Genomic DNA, 22,129 nt, shown 5'->3' with positions numbered 1-22,129 from the left:
TTGTTTCACTAAGGAAGACTTCATGGAAGCTCACTCCCCGTCCGCGTCGGGTGCGGGCAGATGCCCCATGCACGACGCCGGTTTCGCCGCCGATCCGCATCAGGTCTACGACCGGCTGCGGGAGCACGCCCCGGCCGGTCCGGTGGAGCTCGCCCCCGGTGTGGACGCCACGCTGGTCGTCGGGCACGAGATGGCACTGCGGGTGCTGCAGAACACGGAGCTGTTCGCCCGTGACGCCCGCCGCTGGAAGGACCTCAACGAGGGCCGAATCGCCCTCGACAACCCGGTGCTGCCGATGATGGCGTACCGGCCGAGCTGTCTGTTCACCGACGGCGCGGTGCACCTGCGGCTGCGCAAGGCCGTGGTGGACAGTCTGGCGCGGCTCAACACCACGCGGATCCGGCGTGACGTGGAGCCGATCGCCGACTACCTGATCGACCGGTTCAGCGAGCTGGGCCGGGCCGACCTGCTGGGTGACTACGCCAAACTGCTGCCGCTGCTGCTCTTCAACAAGCTCTTCGGCTGCCCGGCGGAGATCGGCGACACCGTCACCGCGGCCGTGTCGGCGATCTTCGACGGCAAGGACGCGGTGCGCGCCAACGAGGAACTGACCGCGTCCCTCATGGAGCTGATCGCGCTCAAGCGCCGCAGCCCCGACGACGACGTCACGTCGTGGCTGATCCAGCACCCCGCCGGGCTGACCGACGAGGAACTCAAGGACCAGCTGGTGCTGTTGATGGGCGCCGGCATCGAGCCGGAGCGCAACCTCATCGGCAGTTCGCTGATGCTGCTGCTGTCCGGGGCTGGTGTCCGGGAGAGCGGCATGCTGATCGAGGAGGCGCTGGACCACGTGCTGTGGAACCAGACGCCGATCGCCAACTACGCCACGCACTACCCGGTGCGGGACGTGGACCTGGGCGGCCATGTGGCCGAGGCGAACACCCCGGTGGTCATCTCCTTCGCGGGCGCCAACGCCGACCCGGCGCTGGAGGAGGCCCGCCGCGTGCACAGCAAGGGCGCCCATCTGGCCTGGGGCGCGGGGCCGCACGCCTGCCCGGCCAAGGACCCGGCGCAGGTCATCGCGACCACCGCGATCGAGCGGCTGCTCAACGCGCTGCCCGATCTGGAGCTCGCCGTGCCGGAGAAGGAACTGGAGTGGCGGCCCGGGCCGTTCCACCGCGCGCTGGTGTCGCTGCCCGTGACGTTCAGCCCCACGCCGGCCACCCGGACGGCCACCGCCATGCGCGAGCGGGTCGCCGCGATGCCCGAGGCGGAGCGGCCGGTGTCCGGTCCGTCGTCCCAGCCGGCCCGTCAGGCCCCGACGCGCAGGAAGGGGTTCTGGAGCAGCTTCCTGGACGTCTTCCGTGTCTGACCCAACCCAGGCTGACGGAACGGCAGTTGGCAAGGGTCCGGCATGTGACAGGTGCAACACTCAACGACACATGACATACATGGCCGGAAGGGTAGGTTCCGTCGGTAACGGTAGCGTCCAGCCGAAGGAGCACCACGTGACCGCCGTTGGCGACATAAGCGGCCCCGCCATCAGTGACCGCCGAGCCGTCGTTTCCCTTCTCCGTCACCTTCGTTCGCCGGAGGGGCAGGCCGACCCCCTGCCCGTCTGGGAAGGGCTGCGCTCCATGGGGGACGTGGTGCGCGCCCCCTGGGGCGCCTACTTCGTCACCTCGTTCGAGGCATGCAGCCAGGTCCTGCGGTCCAGGAACTGGCTGGTGCCGGACTTCGCCTGGCAGGAGCGCCAGCCCGACCCGCGCCGCTGGCAGGAACTCGCCACCCAGGAGCTCACCGGCACCCTGTCCCGTATCAACGCCCCGTCGCACACCTGCCAGCGCCGCGCGCTCGGCAACCCCTTCGACCGCTCCACCCTGGAGGGCCTGCGTCCGGCGATCGCGCGGATCGTCACCGGTCTGCTGGACGACCTGGACGAGCGCCTGCGGGCCGACGGGGAGGCCGACTTCGTGCAGACGGTCGCCGAACTCCTCCCCGTCCGCACGGTCGGCGAGTGGCTGGGCATCCCCGAGGAGCACCACGCGCACATCCTGGACTTCGCGCACCGGCAGGCGTACGCGCAGGAACTCTTCCCCACCAAGGAGCAGTTGGCGCAGGCGGGGCAGGCCACGCTGGAGATGCGCGCCTTCTTCGGCGAGCTGATCCGCGAGCGTCGGGCGCGCCCTGGCAACGATGTCCTCACCGGCTGGATCCATTACTGGGACGCGCACTTCGCGGACGACCCGGAGGCCGCGGCACGGGTGATCTACCACCTGACCATGTTCATCACCATCGCCTCGCTGGAGACCAGCGCGGTGCTGCTGACCAACGCGGTGCGCTTCGCGACGGAGGAACCCGCCCGCGCGGAGTGGCTGCGGACGCACCCCGAGCACATCGACGACCTGATCGAGGAGACGCTCCGCTACGACCCACCGGTGTGGCTCAACTCCCATGTGGCGGCCGACGACACGATCCTGGCCGGCACCCCGCTCGCCAAGGACACCACCGTGCACATCCTGTACGGGGCGGCGGCCCACGACCCGCGGCGCAACCCGGACCCGCACGTCTTCGACATCCTGCGCGACGGCGGCCACATCACGTTCGGCAGCGGTCCCCACTACTGCCTCGGCGCTCCCCTCGCCCGGTTCGAGGCGCGGGAGGCGATCGCGCGGATCCTGGAACGCTTCCCCACGCTCCGCCCGGCCGGGCCGCCCTCCTACGACAACTCCCGTCTCGTCTTCCGCCGCATCACGTCCCTGAAGGTGACCGTATGACCGCATCGCCCCTCGCCGGACTCCCCGCCGAACAGGTGCTCAAGACCGTCCGCACCTACCGGCAGGGGCCCCTGCTCACGGTCGAACTGCACCTGCCCGAGGAGGGGAACGCGGTCGGCGACGCCATGCTGGACGACCTCCTCACCGTCCTGGACCACCAGGACCCCGGCGTGCGGGTCCTGGTGCTGTCGGCGGCGGGGGACGCCTTCTGCCTGGGCGGCGACCGGCGTGAGTTCCCGCGGCACCTGGACGCCGATCCCACCGGTGACGGCATTCGCGTCTCCGGGAAGAAGGCTCTGCGGGTGTGCGAGGCCCTCACCGGCAACCCCGCCGTCACCATCGCCCGGGTCCAGGGCAGGGCGGTCGGCGCGGGCGTGGGTCTGCTGCTCGCCTGCGACCTCAGGGTGGGCGTGGACACGGCCACGTTCCGGCTGCCCGAACTGGCCCTGGGGGTGCCGCCCGCGTGGGGCGGGCTGCTCCCCCGGCTGATCAGCGAGGTGGGGGTGGCGCGGGTGCGGGAGCTGATCCTCACCGCGCGGGTCTTCGACGCCCAGGAGGCCCTGGGCCTGTCGGTGCTGCACAAGGTGGTGCCGGAGGACGCGCTCGACGACGCGGTCATGGCGTGGGCGAAGCCCGTGCTGCGGCGTCCGGCGTCGGCGGTGCGGGTCACCAAGGCGATGCTCAACGCCCTCGCCTCCCCGACCCGGCTCGCCGACGTCTCGCAGTTCGACCCGGAGCTGCTGACGGCGGTCCTCACCGGCCAGCGCGCGGCGGGCACGGCCCGCTGACCCGGTGACGCACGGACGGCGGCGCCCTCTTCGCAGGGTGCCGCCGTAGCCGTACCCGGCGGCGAAAAACGGTTGCGCAGGGCGGGCCGCCGCCCGACGCTTGGTGCCCATGCCCACCTCGATACGGCCGGCGACCCCGGCCGACGCCGTCGCCGTCACCGCCCTGATGAACGCGGTCGACGAGCTGGAGATCGGCCGACCCGAGACCGATCTGCACACCGTGCTCGGCGACCTGGAGCACCCCGACACCGACCTGGAGCGGGACTCCTGGCTGGTGCCGGACGGCGAACGGCTCGTGGCCTTCGGCCTGTTGTGGGACCCGTCGGGCGGTGAACGCATCGATGTGGACCTCTACGCGCTGCCCTCCCACCGGGCGGAGACGGACCGGATCCTGGCGGCCATGGAGGCCAGGGCGCTGGAGAAGGCCCGGGTGAACGGGGCGGCGCGGGCCGTGGTGCATCTGCACCTCAACGCCACGCCCACGCTCGACACCGGGCTGCTGACGGAGCGGGGCTGGCGGATCGTCCGCCGTTACCACGTGCTGCACCGCCCCCTCGATCCCGCGCGGGACCCGCTGCCTGTGCCTCCTGCCGGCGTCCGCGTGCGCGGCTGCGCGTCCGAGGAGGACCGGGTCAGGGTGCACGCGCTGTACCAGGAGTCGTTCGCCGGGCACTTCGACTTCCAGCCGCGGCCCTACGGGACGTGGCTGCACGATCTCGGCGCCCGGCAGCTCGACTGGAACCTGGTGTGGATCGTCACCGCCGACGACCTGGGCGACTGCGGTTTCCTCATCGCGCGCGACGACCGCGAGGCGATGGGGTGGATCCGCAGCGTCGGCGTGGTGCCCGCCGCCCGCGGCCGGGGCGTCGGCGGTTTCCTGCTGCGGCACGCGTTCGGCGTCTTCGCCGCGCGCGGCCGGGACAGGGTGGGGCTCGGCGTGGACACGCGCAACGCCACCGGGGCGCCCCGTCTGTACGAGCGGCACGGGCTCACCCTCCACTACGCGGTGGACACCTGGGAGACGGTGGTGAGGTGAGCACCCGCCGCTGAGGCCGGTCAGGCCACCGCGAGTCCCTCGACGGGGCCGGACAGCGCGGCCTTGAAGTGCCGGGTCACCTCGTCGGCGAGCACTTCGCTCTCACCCTTGAGGAGCGCCTCCACGACCTGGACGGCGACATCACGCGGATCGTTCTTCGGCACGTCCAGGGCGCGCACCATGTCGGTGTCGGTGTAGCCGAGGTGGACGCCGACGACCTGGGTGCCCTGGCTCGCGAGCTCGTGGCGCAGGGAGTTGGTGAGCGACCACAGGGCGGCCTTGCTCACGCCGTACGCGCCCGCGCCGGAGGCCCACGACAGCACGGAGTGCACGTTCACCACCGCTCCCCCGCCCCTGCGGGCGAGCACCGGGGCGAAGGCCTGCGTGACGCGCAGTGCGCCCAGGACGTTGACGTCCAAGAGGTGCGCGACCTCGGCGACGTCGTTGCCCAGCAGGCCGTTGGGGATCGTCGCGCCCGCGTTGTTGACCACGATGTCCACGTCGGGCACCTGCTCCGCCAGCCGGGCCACGGACGCGTCGTCGCCGACCTCCAGGGCCAGCGGCACCAGACGCGGGTCCGTCTCCGGCCGGGGGCGGCGGGCGGTGACGTACACCGTCTCGGCTCCGGCTTCCAGCAGCGCGGCGGCGAAGGCCTTGCCCAGCCCTCGCTGTCCGCCGGTCACCAGCACCCGGGCTCCCTTGATCTCGGTCATGATTCCTGCTCCTCGTATGGGTGCGACACGATGCCGCGACGCAAGTGAAAGCATTTTGCTTATGTCATCAGAGTGCGCCGCGAGCGCGACAGAGTCAAGTACGATTGACTTATGTCTTGGACGTCGACCGAGCGCTACCGCATCCGTCCCGCACCGGGCGGCCTGGCTCTGGTGCAGGAGCTCCTCAACACCCGCGCCATCCCGCCGTACGGCGGGGACGTGCTCGGCGACGGGGAGAGCGGCAGCCGGTGGCTGCGGGACGTGACCGCCGCGTGGGCCGGGGAACAGGGCTGGCCGGGTCCCTCCGGGGAGCCGCGGACCGGGGACCTGGAGCGGGTGAGGGCGCTGCGGGAGCGGCTCGCCGCGCTGGTGACCGGTGAGGCCGAGCCGGTCAGGACGCCCAGTGACGTCTCACTGCGGCCGGGCCTGGACGAGGAGGGGCGAGTGGCCCTGGTTCCGGTCGGGAGCCCCGGCGAGTGGCTGGAGGCTGCCGTGTGGGCGCAGGTGCTCCTCGCGCAGACGGACGGCACCTGGCAGCGGCTCAAACTGTGCCGGGAGCCGGCCTGCCGGTCCGCGTTCTACGACCGCTCCCGCAACAACAGCGGCGTCTGGCACGACGTCCGCCGGTGCGGGAACGCCGCGAACCTGCGCGCGTCCCGGGCCCGGCGGAAGCAGCGGGCGGCCGAGGTGCCGGCCGGGGAGTGACCGGGCGGGGACGATCACGTCGTCTGCCAGAATGGGCGGCGTCCAGGGCACCGTGTGCCCGTCGTCGGCCCAGGAGCGTTCACGGTGTCGCCACAGCACGGAACCCCTTCGCCCGCGCGCGGCGGCGGACGGCCCCGGCGCCATGAGCGGACGAAGCCCCGCCCGGACCGCGGGTCCTCCGTCGTGAACCGTGAGGATCTGCGCGCCGACTGCTCGGCCTGCTTCGGCCTGTGCTGCGTCGCCCTGCCGTTCGCCCGCTCCGCCGACTTCCCCCGGGACAAACCCGCCGGGCGGGCCTGCGGCCATCTGCGGGACGACTTCGGCTGCGGCATCCACGCCCGGCTGCGCGACGAGGGCTACCGGGGCTGCACCGTCTTCGACTGCTTCGGCGCCGGGCAGAAGGTCTCGCAGGTCACCTTCGGCGGCATCGACTGGCGGCGGTCCCCGGAATCGGCGTCGTCAATGTTCGGGGTGTTCCCGGTCATGCGGCAGCTCCACGAGCTGCTCGCGTACACCGCCGAGGCGCTGGAGCTCCCGGCGGCCCGTCCCGTGCACCGCGAGCTGCGCGGGGCGCTGGCACGGATCGAGGAGCTGACCCGGGGCGACGCCGGGTCGGTCGTCGCGCTCGACGTCGACGCGCTGCGCGGGGAGGTCAACCCGCTGCTGCTGCGGGCCAGTGAGCTGACGCGGGCCCGGGTGCCGGGCCGCAGGAAGGACCACCGCGGCGCCGACCTGATGGGCGCGCGCCTGGCCCGGGCGGATCTGCGCGGGGCGAGCCTGCGCGGCGCGCTCCTGGTCGGCGCCGACCTCACAGGGGCGGACCTGCGCGACGCGGACCTGATCGGCGCCGATCTGCGCGGCGCGGACCTGTCGGGCGCCGACCTCACCGGCGCCCTGTTCCTCACCCAGGCACAGCTCAACGCGGCGCGGGGCGACACGGCGACGACGCTCCCGCCCTCACTCGAACGCCCCGCGCACTGGGCGCGTGAGGCATCAGCCGGCGGCGTTGTCGACGCGTAGCCGGACCTGCCGCTCCAGCCGCCGCAGGCTGTCGTCGAGAGCGCCGGTCACCTGCTCCTCGCCGGGGTCGTGGCCGGCGTCGAAGAAGGAAAGGTGCACGGTCACCTCGCTGGCACCGCTGTCGATGCCCGCGACCTGGAGCCATCCGGCGTAGCCGCCCCGCTCCCGTGTGCCCCACTCGATGCGCATCTGGTCCCGCTGGGCCCGCAGCAGGGCGGAGGTGTCCTCGTCGGTGCGGTCCTCGTGCACGGTCACGGCGGGCAGCTCCTCGGCGCGCACATGCAGCTCCCCGGGCAGCCAGTCACCCATCTGGCCGACGTTCGCCGCCTGGTCGAAGACCTGCTCGGGCGGGGCCGGCATGGTGTGCGAGCGCTCGTACTCGGTCATCGGTGCACCGTCCTCGGTCGGTGACGGACGTCGGGGGCCGCCCCACGGGCGGGCGGCCCCGGCGCGTGGGTCATTCGTTGCCGAAGACGGCCTTCTGCACCTCGTTGGGACCGTCGAACCGCTTGGTCCCGGTCTCCGACAGCTTCTTCACGAGGCTGTCGTCGGCGCCGTTGCTCCTCGCCACCGAGACGAGATCGTCCTTGGCGGCGGGATAGTCGGCGCCCTTGAGTGCCTTCTGCAGGTCGATCGGGCTGAGGTCGGCCATGGCGGGCCTCCCGTGGTGCTTCCGGCGCGGCCGTTCCGCGCGAGGACAGGCCGGGTACCCGGCGCCCTGCGAGCCGATTCAGCTCTCCGCGCGGCCCTTCGGTGTGCGCGCACCGATGAGTTTCCGCCTGCGCCCCCGTCCACCTCACACACGCCCCGACGGGGCCCGACACGGAAGACGAGGACCGCGCCATGAGTGACGGCTGCTCCTACACCCTGACCCGCACCCTGAACGCCCCCGCCGCCATGGTCTACCGGGCCTGGACCACGCCCGACGCCTACGCCCGCTGGGCGTACGCCGCGCCCGGCTCGGTCGAGATGGACGTACGGCCGGGAGGCTCCTGGAAGGCCACCATGGTCACGCCCGACGGCACGGAGGTGCCCCTCACCGGGTCGTACCTGGACGTCGACGAGAACCGGTCGCTGGTCGTCGGCATGGACGTGCCCGGGCGCGCCGAGCCCTCCGTGATGGCGGTGGAGCTGGACGAGGACGGGCCGACGACCCGGATCGAGCTGCGGCAGACCTGCGACACGGTGGAGGAGCGGGACATGGCCGAGCAGGGCAGCGCCATGCTGCTGGACAGCCTGACCCGGTTCCTCGAGGAGGGTCCCACGGGCTGAGTGACTCGCGTGGTCGCGGACGCCCGCCGGTGCGACGCTGGGGTGGTCAGGTTCCGGACGAACAGCCTGGAGGGAGACCGATGGGACGGGACGTCCCGGCACTCACCTTCACCCGCGAGGACCGCCGCCGCTACCGGATCAAGATGCAGCAGTGCCTCGACGCGCTCGCGCAGATGCTGCGCGAGTCGCGTTTCGAGGCCGAGCGTCCCCAGGTGGGTCTGGAGATCGAGCTGAACCTGGTCGACGACCGGGCCGAGCCCGCGATGCGCAACACCGACGCCCTGGAGGCGATCGCGGACCCGGCCTGGGACACCGAGCTGGGCCGGTTCAACCTCGAGATCAACATCGCGCCCCGGCGGCTCACCGAGGGCGGTCCCGACGCATGGGAGTCCGAGATCCGCTCCGCCCTGAACCACGCGGAGGAGCGCGCCCGTTCCATCGGCACGCGCCTCATCATGACGGGCATCCTCCCCACCCTGCGCCACGAGGACGTCGGGGAGGGCGCCCTGTCGGAGAACCCGCGCTACCGGCTGCTCAACGACCAGATCTTCGCGGCGCGCGGCGAGGACCTGCACATCGAGGTGACCGGCGTCGACCGGCTGCGCACCTACGCCGACACCATCACCCCGGAGGCCGCCTGCACCAGCACGCAGTTCCACCTCCAGGTCGATCCGGAGGACTTCGCGGCGTACTGGAACGCGGCGCAGGCGATCGCCGGGGTACAGGTGGCCCTCGCGGCCAACTCGCCCTTCCTGTTCGGCAAGGAACTCTGGCACGAGACGCGGATCCCGCTGTTCGAGCAGGCCACCGACACCCGCCCCGAGGAGATCAAGGTGCAGGGGGTGCGGCCCCGGGTGTGGTTCGGTGAGCGGTGGATCACCAGCGTGTTCGACCTCTTCGAGGAGAACCTGCGCTACTTCCCCGCCCTGCTGCCCCTGTGCGACGACCAGGACCCGGCGGAGACCCTGCTGCGCGGCGACATCCCCGACCTCGGCGAGCTGACGCTGCACAACGGCACCATCTACCGCTGGAACCGCCCGGTGTACGCCGTCTCCCGCGACAAGCCGCACGTGCGCGTGGAGAACCGGGTGCTGCCCGCCGGTCCCACCGTCGCCGACACGCTCGCCAACGGCGCCTTCTACTACGGACTCACCCGCGGCCTGGTGGAGGAGGAGCGGCCGGTGTGGTCGCGGATGTCCTTCTCAGCCGCCGAGGACAACCTGCGCACGGCGGCCCGGTACGGCATCGACGCGCGGCTGTACTGGCCCGGCATGGGCGAGGTACCGGCGGCGGAGCTGGTCCTGCGGCGGCTGCTGCCGCTGGCGCACCGGGGTCTGGAGCTCTCCGGCATGGACGACGCCTGGCGGGAGCCGCTGCTCGGCATCATCGAGCAGCGCTGTGTGACGGGGCGCAACGGGGCGGTGTGGCAGAAGGAGATGTTCCACCACATCGACGCGACCGCGCACTGCGGGCGGCACGAGGCGCTGCGCCGCATGACGCAGCAGTACATCGACTACATGCACCTGAACGCGCCCGTGCACACCTGGCCCGTCGAGTGAGGCGGAGGTCGCGTGGGCTCAGGCGTCGGCGCGTCCCAGGACGTCCGCCACCTCCCGGCGCACCACGTCCCGTGCCTCCCCGGGCAGGCCGCCCAGGGCCGTGCCCTCCAGGGCGTCGAGCACCCGGCCCGCGTCCGCCGTCGCGGGGACGCTGCCGCTGACGACCTCGCCGCCGTCCCGTACGGCGGTGAGCAGCCGCCGTCCGCCGTCCTCCTCGGCGTGCACGGCGGTGGCGACCACCAGCGGCGGCGGGCCGCCCGCCTCGCCGGGCGCCTTGTAGTAGCCGCTGACGAGAGGGCTTCGCCAGCGGATGTCCAGCATCAGGGGGCGCTTGGCCACCACCTCCGCCAGTTCGGCCTCGTACGGGCCGTCCCCGTCCATGACGGTCGCCCGCGCGTCCAGGACCAGCGCCGGGGGCAGCAGACAGCGCAGGGTGCTGCCGACGATGTTGCCGCCGACGGTGGCCGTCCGGCGCACGGCTCCGGTGCCGATGGAAGCGGCGGCGCGGCGCAGCACCTCCGGCACCCGTTCGTCGACCTGGTGCAGCAGCACGGCCGCGCCCAGGGTCTGCGCGTCCACCACGGTGGCCTCGGGCAGCCGGCGCAGGGACACCGCCTGTTCCGGGAAGCCGTCGCGCTGCCACTGGGCCCACACGAGCGTGGCCCCGCCTACGGGCACCGCGCCGTCGGCCAGACACCGCCGGGCTTCGGACAGGGAGGTGGGAAGGCGCAGCAACACGGCGATCGACCTGCTTTCCTCTGTGGAGGGTCCAACAGGGGTGGTGCGCACGGCACTTGACGGGAAGGCGAGGACCGGCACCGCATTCTCCGCAGCGAACCGGGGGCGCGTACAGGGCTCACGCGGACCGGGTGTGCTCCGATCCGGGACACCTTGCGCTCGGCCGTGTGTTTGCCCCATGGTTGACGCGCGTCACACGGCTCGTCGCTCATCCCGATCTCTCGTACCCGAAGCGGAGACCGCATGTTGAAACGCGCACTGAGACTCGTCCTGTCTATTGTCATGCTCATGGCTGGGCTGGCGGCGGGGTCCCTGGCGACCGCCGGCACCGCGCACGCCGACGGCTGCTACACCTGGAACCGCACCCTGTCCCAGGGCGCGTCCGGCGCCGACGTCACGCAGCTCCAGATCCGGCTGAGCGGCTACCCCGGCTACGGCGCCGTGCTGGCCGTCGACGGCCAGTTCGGACCGGCCACCGCCGCCGCCCTCAAGCGCTTCCAGTCCGCCTACGGCCTCTCCGCCGACGGTGTGGCCGGACCCAACACCTTCAGCAAGCTGTACTCCCTCCAGGACGACGACTGCACGCCGGTCCACTTCGACTACTCCGAGCTGAACCGCTGCAACTCGACCTGGTCGGGCGGCGCGGTGAGCGCCGCGACGGCGAAGTCCAACGCCCTGCGCACCATGTGGAAGCTGGAGGCGCTGCGGCACGCGCTCGGCGACCAGCCGATCCGGGTCACCAGCGGCTTCCGCTCCCAGTCCTGCAACAGCGCGGTGGGCGGCGCGAGCAACAGCCGCCACCTGTACGGCGACGCCGCCGACCTCGGCGCGGGACCGCACTCCCTGTGCACGCTGGCCAAGCAGGCCCGCAACCACGGCTTCAACGGGATCCTCGGCCCCGGCTACCCGGGCCACAACGACCACACGCACGTCGATCACCGCGGCAGCCGCTTCTGGTCGGCCTCGACCTGCGGCATCTGACGTCCGCGCGCACGCCGGGGAGACGACGAGGGGGGCCCGGTTCGGGCCCCCCTCACCTTCACGTGCGCGAGGTTCAGGCGCGACCGGACCCGGCCCGCCGTTCCCGCCGCAGGGCCACGCCCGTCGCGACGGACCCCAGGCCCTCCCAGGCCGCGACGCCGAGGAACGCCTCCGGCGCCCTGCCGGTGACCACGGCGACCGTGAACACCGTGCAGGTCAGCAGCCGGAACGGCACCGTCCAGCGGAAGAACGCCCGCCAGTCGGCGAGCGCGGCCAGGACGTAGTACACGCCCATGTTCAGCGCCGCCATCGACGACGCCGTCACGAACGCGGACGTGTGGTCACCGCTCCCCCGCTCGCCCGGCGCCGTCAGCCCCAGCAGCGACAGCTGGGCGTCCGGCGAGACCAGTCCCACGGTGCCGAGCGCGGCGGCGAGCACGCCGAACACGGCCATGGTCCAGCCCGAGGGCGAGCGGGGCGGGGTCACGGGGTCAGCCCACCGTCCACTTCTGGTTCGCGGTGCCCGCGCAGGTCCAGATCTGCAGCCGGGTGCCGTTGGCGGAGTTGTTGCCGGTCACGTCAAGGCACTTGTCGGCCTGGGGGTTGACGATGTCACGGGCGGCGGTGACCACCCATCGCTGGGCGGCGGTGCCGTTGCAGTCCCACAGCTGCACGGGCGTGCCGTCGGCCGTGCCGCCCGAGGCCACGTCCAGGCACTTGCCCAGCGCCCGGATCGTACCGTCGGAACCGACCGTCCAGCGCTGCGCGGCGGTGCCGTTGCAGTCGTAGAGCTGGACGGGGGTGCCGTTGGCGGTGTTGGCCCCGGCGACGTCCACGCACTTGCCGGCGAGGCCGCGGATGGCGCCGCCGATCGAGGTGTCGCCGGTCGTCACCGTGACGTGGTCGACGAGGAGTTGCTGCGGGAAGACGGTGGAGCCGTCCGGGTCGCCGGGCCAGTAGCCGCCGACCGCCAGGTTGAGGATGAGGAAGAACGGCTTGTTGAACACCCACTGCCGGCCGCCCAGGTCGGCGGGGGTGCGGGTCTGGTAGACGTTCCCGTCCACGGACCAGGTGATGCGGTCGGGCGCCCAGTCGACGGCGAAGGTGTGGAAGGCGTCCGCGAAGGCCTGTCCGCCGGGCAGCGTGTAGCCGGCGCCGATGCCGCCGGACCCGAAGTAGCCGGGACCGTGGATCGTGCCGTGCACGGTGGACGGCTCGAAGCCGACGTTCTCCATGATGTCGATCTCGCCCGAGTCCGGCCAGTTGACCGGCGTGCCGAGCATCCAGAACGCGGGCCACATGCCCTGTCCGCGCGGCATCTTCATCCGCGCCTCGACGTGCCCGTACTGCGCGGTGAACCTGCCGGAGGTGTTGAGCCGGGCCGAGGTGTACTGGCAGGTGCCGTACCAGCACTGGTAGTTGGCCGGGTTCTCCTTGCGGGCGGTGATGACCAGGTGGCCCTGGCCGTCGAGCGCCGCGTTGTTGTTGCCCGCCGTGTAGTACTGCCGTTCGTGGTTGTTGACGTTGTCGCCGGTCTCGATGTTCCACTTCGATCCGTCGACAGCCGCCCCTGCGGGGCCGTCGAAGGTGTCCGAGAAGACGACGGCCGCCGCGGAGACGTCCGAGGCCGGTGCGGCGGAGCGGGCGGGCTCCGCCTGCGCGGTCGTGCCGGCCACGCCGGAGGCGAGGAGCGCGGCGGACAGGGCGGCGACCAGCCATCTGCGGCGCGTGCGCGGAGAGGACATGGCTCTCCCTTCCGTACGGCGACCCGTGGGGACGGGTGCGCCGACCGTGGTGGGGGGTGAAGGTTCAACCACTTGATTCAAGATGTGAGATAAGAAGGCGTCAACCCCCTGGTACGGACCAGGAATTCACATCCGGCCGAACCCGGCCCCCGCGGGGGCGGTCAGGCCGTGGTCCCCCAGGAGGTGCGGTGGGCGCAGTTCGGGTCGTGCTCGGTCGCGCACGACGTCCACCAGCGCTCGCAGCACGCCGCCTCCACCTCGGCCCGGGCCACGGCCGCGGCGGCCGCGTCCCGCCACGCCGCCCGGCGCCCCTCACGCTCACGCAGCACGGCGACGGCGCGCCGCTCGTCGGCGATGACGGTCTCGCGGACCACGCCCAGGACGGGCGCGAGGGAGGCGGCGGCCATGGCCAGAGTGGTCCAGGCGGGCACCGCACCCCAGGTGCGCACGGTGCAGTAGGCGAGCCAGAGGGCGACGGCGATGTATATGACGGTGAGAACCCGGCTGCCCCTGCTCATGCTCGTCTCCCCTTCGGTCCGCCGGTCCGACGGAGATCTCATGCCCCGGAAGCGCCCATGCATGACACCCGGTCGCGAGACGCCCCGGCCCTTCTCCACGTTCGGTTCTCCGTGGGTTTCGCGGTGTTGACGGGGACGCGGGCCGGTCCGGCCGGGACGTGCGCTAGATTTTGCTCGCCCTTGACCGCGATCACTCACGATCCCTCACGCTTCGGAGCCGGCGCACCCATGAACGACATCGTCAACGGACTCGGCCGGGCCGGCGCCTACAGCGCCCTCGGTCTCGTCCTGCTGGTCCTCGGCATCTTCCTGGTCGACCTGCTGCTGCCCGGCAGACTCGGCCGGCAGATCTGGCAGGAACGCAACCGGAACGCCGCCGTGGTGCTCAGCTCCTCGCTGCTCGGCATCGGCGGCATCGTGTTCACCTCCATCTGGACGACCTACGACGACTTCGGGAAGGGCCTGGTCTCCACGGCGGTGTTCGGCGTGCTGGGCCTGGTGACGATGGCCGTGGCGTTCTTCCTGATCGATCTGGTCACACCCGGACGGCTGGGCGCCACACTGGTGGAGGCGGAGCCCCACCCGGCGGTCTGGGTGACCGCGTCCTGCAACATCGCCGTGTCGGCCGTCATCTCGGCCTCCATAGCCTGAACCGGCCCTGCCCTTCCGTCCGCGCTTCACCGCCCGGCCACACGCGCGGCGATGCGCGGCGGCCGGGCGGTTGCACGCCGGGCCGGCCGGGGGGCGGGAACGCTTTCCCGCCAGGAACCCTCCAGGGACATGACAACGACACGGACGCGGGGCCGGTGAGGTTGTCTCTTTCGAAGCGTTACCGGAGAGTACGGAGCGCCGTCGGCCTGCGCAGACGTGCGCGGCCGGACGTAGGAACGGCACGTCCGGACCGGCGTGGAGGATCGGAACTTCCGCCTGCTTTCCGTACATGACTGCCGATCATGTCGGACAGCCGAAGGGAACCGGCCAGTGTGCCGGGACGGCCGTCAGGCCACCCGGCGCCGCTCCGGGGCGACCGCCGGGCGGGCGGGCGCCTGGGGGACGCGGGCGGCCGTACGGACGCGGTACGTCGTGCGGTTGGGGTCGACGACCGGCTCGCCGAGGGTGATCCGGCCGCTCGCCTGCAGCTCGTCGCACTCGGCGGTGGGCAGCGCCGCGTAGCACCCGCCGGCACCGGTGGCCGGGTCGATCGGACGCCAGTAGCTGTACCGCCGGCGGCCGTTGGCGAACACCGTGACGTAGGTCGGGGTGCGCGGGTCCGCGATGACGCGCAGCACGTCGGCCGTCGTCGCGGGCGACACCGGCGCGGCGGCCCGGGACGGGACGGCGGCCGCCCTGGCCCGCCGTCGGCGGACGGTCGGCAGGTCGACGAGGGTGGTCGAGCGGTCGACGGTGGCAAGCATCTGAAGGACCTTTCCGGAGCCGGACACGAGACCGTCTACCCAGCACCGCGCCGGAGTTGATCTCCTTTTCCGATCATTGTGCAACCTCACACCGACAACGTGCGACGGTTTTCGGACGTTCCCGGTCGACGTGTCGACATGACGACCGTGACGGGCCGTCAGTCGTCGGCCAGGGGGTCGTGGCCCCAGTTCATCAGTGAGTGCCGCCAGCGCGTGTCGGTGACGTCGCCGGAGGGGCGCTGTGCGAGGTGGCGGTTGATGTAGCCGACGACCTTGCGCATGTGGGCGTGGTCGTCCTCGGTGAGGTCGCCCCGCTCGGCGCGGAGGATCTCCACGATGCGCCGTCCCGAGGCGTGCCCGGTCGACTCGCCGCCGTCCTTGTGCTGGCCCGCGCTCCGCGACTCGTCGGTCCCGAGCCACTTCTCCAGGTCACCGGGGGTCATGTTGACCAGCTTCCGGAACTCGTTCCAGGTCTCCTCGTCGTCCGCGGCCACGGCGCTCACTTCTTCTTCTTGAGCGAGGACGGCTTGTGCACCGCGGTCTTCCCGGACTTGTCGCTGCGCACCTCGTACTGCGGCTCCTCCTCGGAGGCCGCGACGGTGCGTCCGGCCGCCTCGGTCCGTTCGGTGATCTTCTGCTCGACCTCGCCCGTCGTCTCGCTGCCGTGGCTGCTCCAGGCGACGTGGTCGCCCTTGTGCAGGTCCTTCCCGGACTTCTTGTCCTTCGCCATGTCCCGGCGCCTCCTTCGTGTCGGCCGTGGGGCCGCTCTCCACCCTGGCGGCAGCGGCGGCCGCGCGCATCTCGGGCGGACAGCCGTCCGGGCCGGCCCCCGTGGAGGGGACCGGCCCGGACGGATGGTCAGCGCACCGGAGGGACCGGGCGGGCGGTGCGGATCAGACGAGGTCGAACCGGTCGAGGTTCATGACCTTGTCCCACGCCTTGACGAAGTCCTGGACGAACTTCTCCTTGGCGTCGTCGCTCGCGTAGACCTCGGCGAGGGCGCGCAGCTCGGAGTTCGAGCCGAACACCAGGTCGGCCCGGGAGCCGGTCCACCTGACCTCGCCGGTGGCGGCGTCGCGGCCCTCGAACGCGGTCTGGTCCTCGGACGTCGACTTCCAGGTGATGCCCAGGTCGAGCAGGTTCACGAAGAAGTCGTTGGTGAGGACGCCCGGCGTCTCGGTGAGCACGCCCTGCGAGGTCTGCTGGTGGGTGGCGCCGAGGGCGCGCAGGCCGCCGACGAGCACCGTCATCTCGGGGGCGCTCAGGTCGAGCAGGTTGGCCTTGTCGACCAGCAGGTACTCGGCCTGGAGCCGGTTGCCCTTGCCCAGGTAGTTGCGGAAGCCGTCGGCGGTCGGCTCGAGCGCGGCGAACGACTCGACGTCCGTCTGCTCCTGCGTCGCGTCGACGCGGCCCGGGGTGAAGGGCACCTCGATGTCGAAGCCCGCGTCCTTGGCGGCCTTCTCCACGGCGGCGACACCGCCGAGCACCACCAGGTCGGCGAAGGAGACCTGCTTGCCGCCGGTCTGAGCGGCGTTGAACGCCTCCTGGACGCCCTCCAGGGCGCGGATGACGCCGGCGAGGCGGTCGGGTTCGTTGATCTCCCAGCCGCGCTGCGGCTCCAGGCGGATGCGGCCGCCGTTGGCGCCGCCGCGCTTGTCGCTGGCGCGGAAGGAGGAGGCCGCGGCCCACGCCGTCGACACCAGGTCGGACACGGACACGCCGGTGGCGAGGATGCGCTCCTTGAGGGAGGCGATGTCGGCGGCGTCGACGAGCTCGTGGGTGCGCTCCGGCAGCGGGTCCTGCCACAGCAGCGTCTCCTCCGGGACCTCGGGGCCGAGGTAGAGGGACTTCGGGCCCATGTCGCGGTGGGTGAGCTTGTACCAGGCGCGGGCGAAGGCGTCGGCGAACTCGTCCGGGTTCTCGTAGAACCGGCGGGAGATCTGCTCGTAGATCGGGTCGAAGCGCAGCGCCAGGTCGGTGGTGAGCATCGTCGGCAGGTGCTTCTTCGACGGGTCGTGCGCGTCGGGGATGATCGCCTCGGCGTTCTTGGCGACCCACTGCTTGGCGCCGGCCGGGGACTCCGTCAGCTCGTACTCGTACTCGAACAGGTTCTTGAAGAACCCGTTGCTCCACCGGGTCGGCGTGGCGGTCCAGGTGACCTCCAGGCCGGAGGTGATGGTGTCGCCGCCCTTGCCGGTGCCGTAGGTGTTCCGCCAGCCGAGGCCCTGCTCCTCCATGGTGGCGGCCTCGGGGTCGGGGCCGACGTTGTCGGCGGGGCCGGCGCCGTGGGTCTTGCCGAAGGTGTGGCCGCCGGCGATCAGCGCGACGGTCTCCTCGTCGTTCATCGCCATCCGGCGGAACGTCTCACGGATGTCGCGGGCCGCGGCGACCGGGTCCGGGTTCCCGTTGGGGCCCTCGGGGTTGACATAGATGAGGCCCATCTGGACGGCGCCGAGCGGGTTCTCCAGATCACGGTCGCCGGAGTAGCGCTTGTCGTCCAGCCAGGTGGTCTCGGGACCCCAGTAGACGTCCTCCTCCGGCTCCCACACGTCCTCACGGCCGCCGCCGAAGCCGAAGGGCTCGAAGCCCATCGTCTCCAGGGCGACGTTGCCCGCGAGGATCATCAGGTCGGCCCAGGACAGGCTCTGGCCGTACTTCTTCTTCACCGGCCACAGCAGGCGGCGGGCCTTGTCGAGGTTGGCGTTGTCCGGCCAGCTGTTGAGCGGGGCGAACCGCTGCTGGCCGGCGCCGGCGCCGCCGCGGCCGTCGCTGATGCGGTAGGTGCCGGCGCTGTGCCAGGCCATGCGGATGATCAGCGGGCCGTAGTGGCCGAAGTCGGCGGGCCACCAGTCCTGGGAGGTGGTGAGGACCTCGGCGATGTCCCGCTTCACCGCCGGAAGGTCGAGGGACTGGAACGCCGCCGCGTAGTCGAAGTCCTCACCGAGGGGGTTCGCGGCCGGGGGGTTCTTCGCGAGGATCTTCAGGTTCAGACGGTCGGGCCACCACTGACGGTTGCCGCCGCCCTGGGTGGGGTGCGGCGCGCGATCGTGCGCCACCGGGCAACCGCCTGCCCCCTCCGCCTTGGGTTCGGTGACGATCGCGTCATGGTTCTCGGTCATGGGAGTCCTTCCGGGCGAAAAATGTTCGCGCAGTTCAGGCACTGCGGGAGGTGGAACATCCGGGGCACAGGCCCCAGTAGACGACTTCGGCCTCGTCGACCTCGAAGCCGTGGCCGTCGGACGCGGTCAGGCAGGGCGCCTCGCCGACCGCGCAGTCGACGTCGGCCACGGCGCCGCAGGAACGGCACACCAGATGGTGGTGGTTGTCCCCGACGCGCCCCTCGTAGAGGGCGGCGCTGCCCGCCGGTTCGATGCGCCGGACCAGGCCCGCGGCGCTCAGCGCGTTCAGTCCCTCGTACACCGCCTGCAGGGACACATGCCCTATGCGCCGGCGCACCTCGGCGGCGACGGTCTCGACGCCGAGATGGCCGCCCTGGCGGACGGTGTCGAGGAGCGCGACGCGGGCGGCGGTCACGCGGAGCCCCGCACTGCGCAACTCCTCGGCGGTGGTCGACGGCCGGGATGCGGTCATGGAGCCGAACTTACCGCCGAAGACGCGAACAATTCCAGAGAACGAACGGATCCATTCTTGGGGCGTGTCCGGTAACGGCGGGTGGCTCCCGGGTTGCGCACGGCACCGGGCACGGAACGCCGGCCGTCCGCCCGATCCGTCCCGTGACCAGGGGCTCAGTACAGGACGTCGAGCGCCCCCGGGAGGATTCTCGCCGTGACGGGCAGTGTCGCGTCGACCTCGCCGTCCGTGCCGTACGGGACCGCCCGGTCGGCCTCGATGCGTATCTCCTTGCCGCGCAGGACGCGCACCTGCGGGCGGTGCACGTGGGCGCCGGTGCGCAGTTCTTTCATCAGGGCGAAGAACAGCAGGCGGGGCGCGTGGCGGATCATGACGACGTCGAGGAGGCCGTCGTCCAGTCGGGCGTCCGGGGCGATGAGACGGCCGGATCCGTACGTGCCCGAGTTGGCGGCGACCACGGTGTAACCCGTGTGGGTGTGTTCCTCGCCGTCCACGGTGACCGTGTAGCGGGCCGGGCGCCAGGTGGTGACGGCCCGCAGGCCGCCCGCGTAGTAGGACGCCGAACCCCGCAGCAGGCGGGAGCGGTTGGCGTGCCGGTTGGCGAGGGCGTCCACCCCGGCGTAGACGCTGCCGAGCACGACGACGCGGTCGTGAGCGGCCGAGGTGACCTCGACGGTGTCGACGGGCCGGGGCTCGGCGTGCAGCAGGATGCCGGCCAGCGCCTCCGGGTCCCGCGGCAGGCCGAGGGCCCGGGCGAAGTCGTTGCCCCGGCCGGCCGGTACCAGGCCGAGCGTGGCGCCGGTGCCGCTGAGGGCGCCGCCGACGCAGCCGGCCATGCCGTCCCCGCCGACGGCCAGCACGGTGCGGCCCGCCGCTTGGGCGGTGACCGCGAGTTCCCTGGCGTGCGCGAGGCTCCGGCTGTACTCGGTCACCAGCTCCGCGCCCGCCTCGCGCAGATGCCGGGCGACGGCGAGCAACGCGGCGGCGGAACCGGCCGCGCCCGCGGTGGGGTTGACGACGGCGGTGAACTGTCGCATCGGGATGCCTCCGGGGATGGGCCGACGGGGTGGGTTGTGCCGGGGTGCTGGATGGCCGGGCGGGCGCGGTGAGGGGTGAGGTGTGGCGGGCCGTCGCCCGGGGTGCGGCGGGGCTGGTGCGGGGTGGGCGGTGCGGCGGGGCTGGTGCGGGGTGGGCGGTGCGGCCGCGCGGGACGGGGCGGTGCGGGCGGTGGCTCCAGCGGCGCGGCCGGGCCGCGCCCTGGCCGGCTCATCGGCCCGGACATGGTGACAGGGCGGAGGAGCGACACCGGGGCGGACCCTGCGGCCCGCGAGCGGCAGCGGCCGGGGGACGGCCGGCCCAGCGGGTGGCCGGCCCCACCCGGTGGCCGGCATACGCGTCGGCGCGGGCCGGCCGGTACCGCCGGCGGCGGTGCCCCGCTCGTGACGACCGGGGGCGGGCGCCGGACCGGCAGGACGCCCCGAGACCGACGTACCGCTCGGCGTGCGGCACTTCGGCCGCCGGACCGGCGCCACGTCCACCCCGGGCGTAGCCTTCGCCGACCGGCGTGCCGGCCCCGCACCGCGGCCGGGCACGTCAGTCGGCGGGCAGCAGCACGCCCGGGTTCAGCATCCCCTGGGGGTCCAGCCGCCGCTTCACCGCGCGGAGCGCCTCGGCCCCGAGAGGACCGATCTCGCGGACGTACCAGTCGCGGTGGTCCGTGCCCACGCCGTGGTGGTGGCTGATGGTGCCGCCCGCGGCGAGGATCGCCTCGTTCGCGGCGTGCTTCGCGCGCGTCCAGTGGGCCACGGGGTCCTCGCCCTGCGCGGAGACGACCGTGAAGTACAGGGAGGCGCCGTTCTCGTAGACGTGGGAGATGTGGCACATCACCAGCGGCGGGGTGCCGGCCTCGGTGAGGGTGGTGGTGAGCGCGTCGCGGACGGCGGTGTACAGGCCGGGGAGGCCGGACCAGAACGCCGCCGTCTCGAGCGTCTCCGCGAACGCCCCGGCGTCGAGGAGGGCGTCCCTCAGGTAGGGCGCCGCGTAGCGGCCGTGGGCCCAGCGCCGGCCGGGCTCCTCCCCGAGGGGGGTGCCGCCGCACTCCCGCAGGACGGCGGCGGCCCGCTCGCGCCGGTAGGCCGTGTCCTCCTCCGTGCCTTCGTATCCGGCGACGGCGGTGCAGCCGCTCGCCTTGAGCTCGCCGGAGCCGATCGCCTCGGGGTTGGCGAGGCCGACGAGGGTCTCGGTCTCGTCGGACAGGCGCAGCACGGTGGGCCGCGGCCCGTCCTGGGCGAGCCGGCGCAGGGCGGCGGCGCCCGCTTCGAAGGAGGGGAAGCCCCAGCCCTCGTGGACACGGGTCTGCGGCACGGGCCGGACCCGCACCGTCACCGAGGTGATGACGCCGAAGGCGCCCTCCGAGCCGAGGAGGAGCTGGCGCAGGTCGGGGCCGGCGGCGGAGCGCGGGGCGCGGCCGGTCTCGAGGGTGCCCTCGGGGGTGGCCAGAGTGAGGGAGAGGACCATCTCGTCGAAGCGCCCGTACCCCGCGGAGGCCTGGCCGCTGGAGCGGGTCGCGGCGAAGCCGCCGATGGTGGCCCACTCGTAGGACTGCGGGAAGTGCCCCAGGGTGAAGCCGTGTTCGGCCAGGAGCGCCTCGGCCTGCGGGGCCCGCAGACCGGGCTGCAGGGTGGCGGTGCGGGAGACCGGGTCGAGGTCGAGCAGGCGGTTCATGCGCCGCAGGTCGAGGGCGACGAACGTGCCGCGCGCCTCGGGTGCGAGACCGCCGACGACGGAGGTGCCGCCGCCGAACGGGACCACCGCCAGCCCGTGTTCGGCGCACAGGCGGAGCACGGCCCGCACCTCGTCGTGCGTGGCGGGCAGCAGCACGGCGGCGGGGAGCGCGGCCGCGAGGTCGCCGTCGCGCATGCGCAGCAGGTCCGGGGTGGACTTGCCGCGGGTGTGCCGTACGCGGGTCCCGGCGTCGGTGCGGACGTGTGCCTCGTCGCCCAGCGCGGCGGCCAGGGCTCGGTGGGCGTCGGGGGCGAGCGGGGTCGCGGGGACCTCCAGGTCCTCGAGGGCGACGGTCGCCGTCTCGCGCGGCTTGACGCCGAGCAGGTCGCGCAGCAGCCCGGTCACCGCGTCGGGCAGCGGGGCCGCCCGCTCGGGGTCGCCCCAGCCGCTCCAGAGCATGTCCATGTCTGTCGTCCTCACGGGTCCGTCCTGACGGGTCGGGAAAGAGGGATGCCGTCGCCCGACGGCCTCACGTGGCGTTACACTG

24 protein-coding genes are annotated in these 22,129 nt (G+C 72.7%); 10 read left to right on the top strand and 14 right to left on the bottom strand.

The window, feature by feature from the left end; all coding sequences use genetic code 11:
• Nucleotides 1-22: 22 nt before the first annotated feature.
• From ELQ39_RS30660 to ELQ39_RS30645, 4 genes are all read left to right on the top strand, one after another.
• On the top strand, nt 23-1,372 hold the full coding sequence (locus ELQ39_RS30660) for a cytochrome P450 (protein ID WP_190003229.1): 1,350 nt from the start codon (nt 23-25) through the stop codon (nt 1,370-1,372).
• 136 nt (nt 1,373-1,508) lie between these two features.
• On the top strand, nt 1,509-2,777 hold the full coding sequence (locus ELQ39_RS30655; RefSeq protein WP_242595147.1) for a cytochrome P450: 1,269 nt from the start codon (nt 1,509-1,511) through the stop codon (nt 2,775-2,777).
• Nucleotides 2,774-3,565: an enoyl-CoA hydratase/isomerase family protein gene (locus ELQ39_RS30650; RefSeq protein ID WP_190003227.1), complete on the top strand. Its 792-nt coding sequence runs from the start codon at nt 2,774-2,776 to the stop codon at nt 3,563-3,565. The genes ELQ39_RS30655 and ELQ39_RS30650 overlap by 4 nt, the downstream gene beginning before the upstream one ends.
• 109 nt (nt 3,566-3,674) lie before the next feature.
• A complete protein-coding gene (locus ELQ39_RS30645; RefSeq protein ID WP_242595145.1) occupies nt 3,675-4,601 on the top strand; it encodes a GNAT family N-acetyltransferase in 927 nt (308 codons plus the stop codon).
• A 20-nt stretch (nt 4,602-4,621) separates the two neighbouring features.
• Here the strand turns inward: ELQ39_RS30645 and ELQ39_RS30640 are convergent, their stop codons facing one another.
• Complete coding sequence (locus ELQ39_RS30640) at nt 4,622-5,314, bottom strand: SDR family oxidoreductase (RefSeq protein ID WP_242595143.1); 693 nt, start codon at nt 5,312-5,314, stop codon at nt 4,622-4,624.
• A 111-nt stretch (nt 5,315-5,425) separates the two neighbouring features.
• On the opposite strand from ELQ39_RS30640, the gene ELQ39_RS30635 reads away from it, so the two are divergent.
• Complete coding sequence (locus ELQ39_RS30635) at nt 5,426-6,019, top strand: CGNR zinc finger domain-containing protein (protein WP_242595141.1); 594 nt, start codon at nt 5,426-5,428, stop codon at nt 6,017-6,019.
• Between the two features lie 183 nt (nt 6,020-6,202).
• Complete coding sequence (locus ELQ39_RS32485) at nt 6,203-7,039, top strand: pentapeptide repeat-containing protein (RefSeq protein ID WP_337663030.1); 837 nt, start codon at nt 6,203-6,205, stop codon at nt 7,037-7,039.
• Here the strand turns inward: ELQ39_RS32485 and ELQ39_RS30620 are convergent.
• A complete protein-coding gene (locus ELQ39_RS30620) occupies nt 7,013-7,426 on the bottom strand; it encodes an SRPBCC family protein (protein ID WP_190003222.1) in 414 nt (137 codons plus the stop codon). The genes ELQ39_RS32485 and ELQ39_RS30620 overlap by 27 nt on opposite strands.
• A gap of 70 nt (nt 7,427-7,496) precedes the next feature.
• Nucleotides 7,497-7,691 (bottom strand): DUF2795 domain-containing protein, encoded by a 195-nt coding sequence (locus ELQ39_RS30615; protein WP_006131106.1) that lies wholly within the window; start codon nt 7,689-7,691, stop codon nt 7,497-7,499.
• Nucleotides 7,692-7,882: 191 nt separating this feature from the next.
• Here ELQ39_RS30615 and ELQ39_RS30610 point away from each other — a divergent pair, with 191 nt between their 5' ends.
• Nucleotides 7,883-8,311 (top strand): SRPBCC family protein, encoded by a 429-nt coding sequence (locus ELQ39_RS30610; protein ID WP_242595139.1) that lies wholly within the window; start codon nt 7,883-7,885, stop codon nt 8,309-8,311.
• An 80-nt stretch (nt 8,312-8,391) separates the two neighbouring features.
• Nucleotides 8,392-9,870, top strand: coding sequence for a glutamate-cysteine ligase family protein (locus ELQ39_RS30605; RefSeq protein ID WP_190003220.1), 1,479 nt, complete (start codon nt 8,392-8,394; stop codon nt 9,868-9,870).
• A gap of 18 nt (nt 9,871-9,888) precedes the next feature.
• On the opposite strand, the gene ELQ39_RS30600 is transcribed toward ELQ39_RS30605, so the two are convergent.
• Nucleotides 9,889-10,608, bottom strand: a complete 720-nt coding sequence (locus ELQ39_RS30600; protein WP_242595137.1) for an FAD binding domain-containing protein — start codon at nt 10,606-10,608, stop codon at nt 9,889-9,891.
• Between the two features lie 243 nt (nt 10,609-10,851).
• Between ELQ39_RS30600 and ELQ39_RS30595 the strand changes: the two genes are divergently transcribed.
• Complete coding sequence (locus ELQ39_RS30595; protein ID WP_242595134.1) at nt 10,852-11,589, top strand: D-Ala-D-Ala carboxypeptidase family metallohydrolase; 738 nt, start codon at nt 10,852-10,854, stop codon at nt 11,587-11,589.
• Nucleotides 11,590-11,662: 73 nt separating this feature from the next.
• Here the strand turns inward: ELQ39_RS30595 and ELQ39_RS30590 are convergent, their stop codons facing one another.
• The 3 genes from ELQ39_RS30590 to ELQ39_RS30580 form a co-directional block, all read right to left on the bottom strand.
• The gene (locus ELQ39_RS30590) at nt 11,663-12,043 is read right to left on the bottom strand and encodes a hypothetical protein (RefSeq protein ID WP_242595688.1); all 381 of its coding nucleotides are present in this window, start codon (nt 12,041-12,043) and stop codon (nt 11,663-11,665) included.
• 37 nt (nt 12,044-12,080) lie between these two features.
• Complete coding sequence (locus ELQ39_RS30585; RefSeq protein WP_242595132.1) at nt 12,081-13,334, bottom strand: lectin; 1,254 nt, start codon at nt 13,332-13,334, stop codon at nt 12,081-12,083.
• Between the two features lie 161 nt (nt 13,335-13,495).
• Nucleotides 13,496-13,852 carry a hypothetical protein gene (locus ELQ39_RS30580; RefSeq protein WP_190003216.1) on the bottom strand — a complete coding sequence of 119 codons (357 nt, stop codon included), beginning with the start codon at nt 13,850-13,852 and terminating at the stop codon, nt 13,496-13,498.
• 228 nt (nt 13,853-14,080) lie between these two features.
• Between ELQ39_RS30580 and ELQ39_RS30575 the strand changes: the two genes are divergently transcribed.
• The gene (locus tag ELQ39_RS30575; RefSeq protein WP_190003215.1) at nt 14,081-14,503 is read left to right on the top strand and encodes a DUF350 domain-containing protein; all 423 of its coding nucleotides are present in this window, start codon (nt 14,081-14,083) and stop codon (nt 14,501-14,503) included.
• A 347-nt stretch (nt 14,504-14,850) separates the two neighbouring features.
• Here ELQ39_RS30575 and ELQ39_RS30570 read toward each other — a convergent pair whose 3' ends face one another.
• From ELQ39_RS30570 to ELQ39_RS30540, 7 genes are all read right to left on the bottom strand, one after another.
• Nucleotides 14,851-15,267 carry a hypothetical protein gene (locus tag ELQ39_RS30570; protein WP_190003214.1) on the bottom strand — a complete coding sequence of 139 codons (417 nt, stop codon included), beginning with the start codon at nt 15,265-15,267 and terminating at the stop codon, nt 14,851-14,853.
• A 158-nt stretch (nt 15,268-15,425) separates the two neighbouring features.
• A complete protein-coding gene (locus tag ELQ39_RS30565; protein WP_337663029.1) occupies nt 15,426-15,770 on the bottom strand; it encodes a DUF3140 domain-containing protein in 345 nt (114 codons plus the stop codon).
• Nucleotides 15,767-15,997 carry a DUF2945 domain-containing protein gene (locus ELQ39_RS30560; RefSeq protein ID WP_242595130.1) on the bottom strand — a complete coding sequence of 77 codons (231 nt, stop codon included), beginning with the start codon at nt 15,995-15,997 and terminating at the stop codon, nt 15,767-15,769. The genes ELQ39_RS30565 and ELQ39_RS30560 overlap by 4 nt, the downstream gene beginning before the upstream one ends.
• 163 nt (nt 15,998-16,160) lie before the next feature.
• Nucleotides 16,161-18,386 (bottom strand): catalase/peroxidase HPI, encoded by a 2,226-nt coding sequence (gene katG, locus ELQ39_RS30555; protein ID WP_242595128.1) that lies wholly within the window; start codon nt 18,384-18,386, stop codon nt 16,161-16,163.
• Between the two features lie 34 nt (nt 18,387-18,420).
• Nucleotides 18,421-18,858 carry a Fur family transcriptional regulator gene (locus ELQ39_RS30550; RefSeq protein ID WP_225625457.1) on the bottom strand — a complete coding sequence of 146 codons (438 nt, stop codon included), beginning with the start codon at nt 18,856-18,858 and terminating at the stop codon, nt 18,421-18,423.
• A 155-nt stretch (nt 18,859-19,013) separates the two neighbouring features.
• Nucleotides 19,014-19,895, bottom strand: coding sequence for a diacylglycerol/lipid kinase family protein (locus ELQ39_RS30545; protein WP_242595686.1), 882 nt, complete (start codon nt 19,893-19,895; stop codon nt 19,014-19,016).
• 556 nt (nt 19,896-20,451) lie between these two features.
• Entirely contained in the window at nt 20,452-22,047 is a 1,596-nt protein-coding gene (locus tag ELQ39_RS30540) for an FAD-binding oxidoreductase (RefSeq protein ID WP_242595685.1), read from the bottom strand.
• Between the last annotated feature and the right edge of the window lie 82 nt (nt 22,048-22,129).

The organism is Streptomyces sp. GB4-14 (assembly GCF_022696125.1).
Classification (GTDB): domain Bacteria; phylum Actinomycetota; class Actinomycetes; order Streptomycetales; family Streptomycetaceae; genus Streptomyces; species Streptomyces werraensis.
Note: the sequence above shows the minus strand (reverse complement) of the source record. Positions and strands in the feature narration are given on the sequence as shown.

What these genes read in the sequence shown, in the direction of transcription:
- ELQ39_RS30645 (WP_242595145.1), top strand. Translation starts at nt 3,675, where the DNA reads ATGCCCACCTCGATACGGCCGGCGACCCCGGCCGACGCCGTCGCCGTC.
- ELQ39_RS30540 (WP_242595685.1), bottom strand. Translation starts at nt 22,047, where the DNA reads ATGGACATGCTCTGGAGCGGCTGGGGCGACCCCGAGCGGGCGGCCCCG.
- ELQ39_RS30545 (WP_242595686.1), bottom strand. Translation starts at nt 19,895, where the DNA reads ATGCGACAGTTCACCGCCGTCGTCAACCCCACCGCGGGCGCGGCCGGT.
- ELQ39_RS30660 (WP_190003229.1), top strand. Translation starts at nt 23, where the DNA reads ATGGAAGCTCACTCCCCGTCCGCGTCGGGTGCGGGCAGATGCCCCATG.
- ELQ39_RS30605 (WP_190003220.1), top strand. Translation starts at nt 8,392, where the DNA reads ATGGGACGGGACGTCCCGGCACTCACCTTCACCCGCGAGGACCGCCGC.
- katG (WP_242595128.1), bottom strand. Translation starts at nt 18,386, where the DNA reads ATGACCGAGAACCATGACGCGATCGTCACCGAACCCAAGGCGGAGGGG.
- ELQ39_RS30640 (WP_242595143.1), bottom strand. Translation starts at nt 5,314, where the DNA reads ATGACCGAGATCAAGGGAGCCCGGGTGCTGGTGACCGGCGGACAGCGA.
- ELQ39_RS30610 (WP_242595139.1), top strand. Translation starts at nt 7,883, where the DNA reads ATGAGTGACGGCTGCTCCTACACCCTGACCCGCACCCTGAACGCCCCC.
- ELQ39_RS30560 (WP_242595130.1), bottom strand. Translation starts at nt 15,997, where the DNA reads ATGGCGAAGGACAAGAAGTCCGGGAAGGACCTGCACAAGGGCGACCAC.
- ELQ39_RS30650 (WP_190003227.1), top strand. Translation starts at nt 2,774, where the DNA reads ATGACCGCATCGCCCCTCGCCGGACTCCCCGCCGAACAGGTGCTCAAG.
- ELQ39_RS30550 (WP_225625457.1), bottom strand. Translation starts at nt 18,858, where the DNA reads ATGACCGCATCCCGGCCGTCGACCACCGCCGAGGAGTTGCGCAGTGCG.
- ELQ39_RS30635 (WP_242595141.1), top strand. Translation starts at nt 5,426, where the DNA reads ATGTCTTGGACGTCGACCGAGCGCTACCGCATCCGTCCCGCACCGGGC.
- ELQ39_RS30620 (WP_190003222.1), bottom strand. Translation starts at nt 7,426, where the DNA reads ATGACCGAGTACGAGCGCTCGCACACCATGCCGGCCCCGCCCGAGCAG.
- ELQ39_RS30575 (WP_190003215.1), top strand. Translation starts at nt 14,081, where the DNA reads ATGAACGACATCGTCAACGGACTCGGCCGGGCCGGCGCCTACAGCGCC.
- ELQ39_RS30595 (WP_242595134.1), top strand. Translation starts at nt 10,852, where the DNA reads ATGTTGAAACGCGCACTGAGACTCGTCCTGTCTATTGTCATGCTCATG.
- ELQ39_RS30580 (WP_190003216.1), bottom strand. Translation starts at nt 13,852, where the DNA reads ATGAGCAGGGGCAGCCGGGTTCTCACCGTCATATACATCGCCGTCGCC.
- ELQ39_RS30590 (WP_242595688.1), bottom strand. Translation starts at nt 12,043, where the DNA reads ATGGCCGTGTTCGGCGTGCTCGCCGCCGCGCTCGGCACCGTGGGACTG.
- ELQ39_RS30585 (WP_242595132.1), bottom strand. Translation starts at nt 13,334, where the DNA reads ATGTCCTCTCCGCGCACGCGCCGCAGATGGCTGGTCGCCGCCCTGTCC.
- ELQ39_RS30615 (WP_006131106.1), bottom strand. Translation starts at nt 7,691, where the DNA reads ATGGCCGACCTCAGCCCGATCGACCTGCAGAAGGCACTCAAGGGCGCC.
- ELQ39_RS30570 (WP_190003214.1), bottom strand. Translation starts at nt 15,267, where the DNA reads ATGCTTGCCACCGTCGACCGCTCGACCACCCTCGTCGACCTGCCGACC.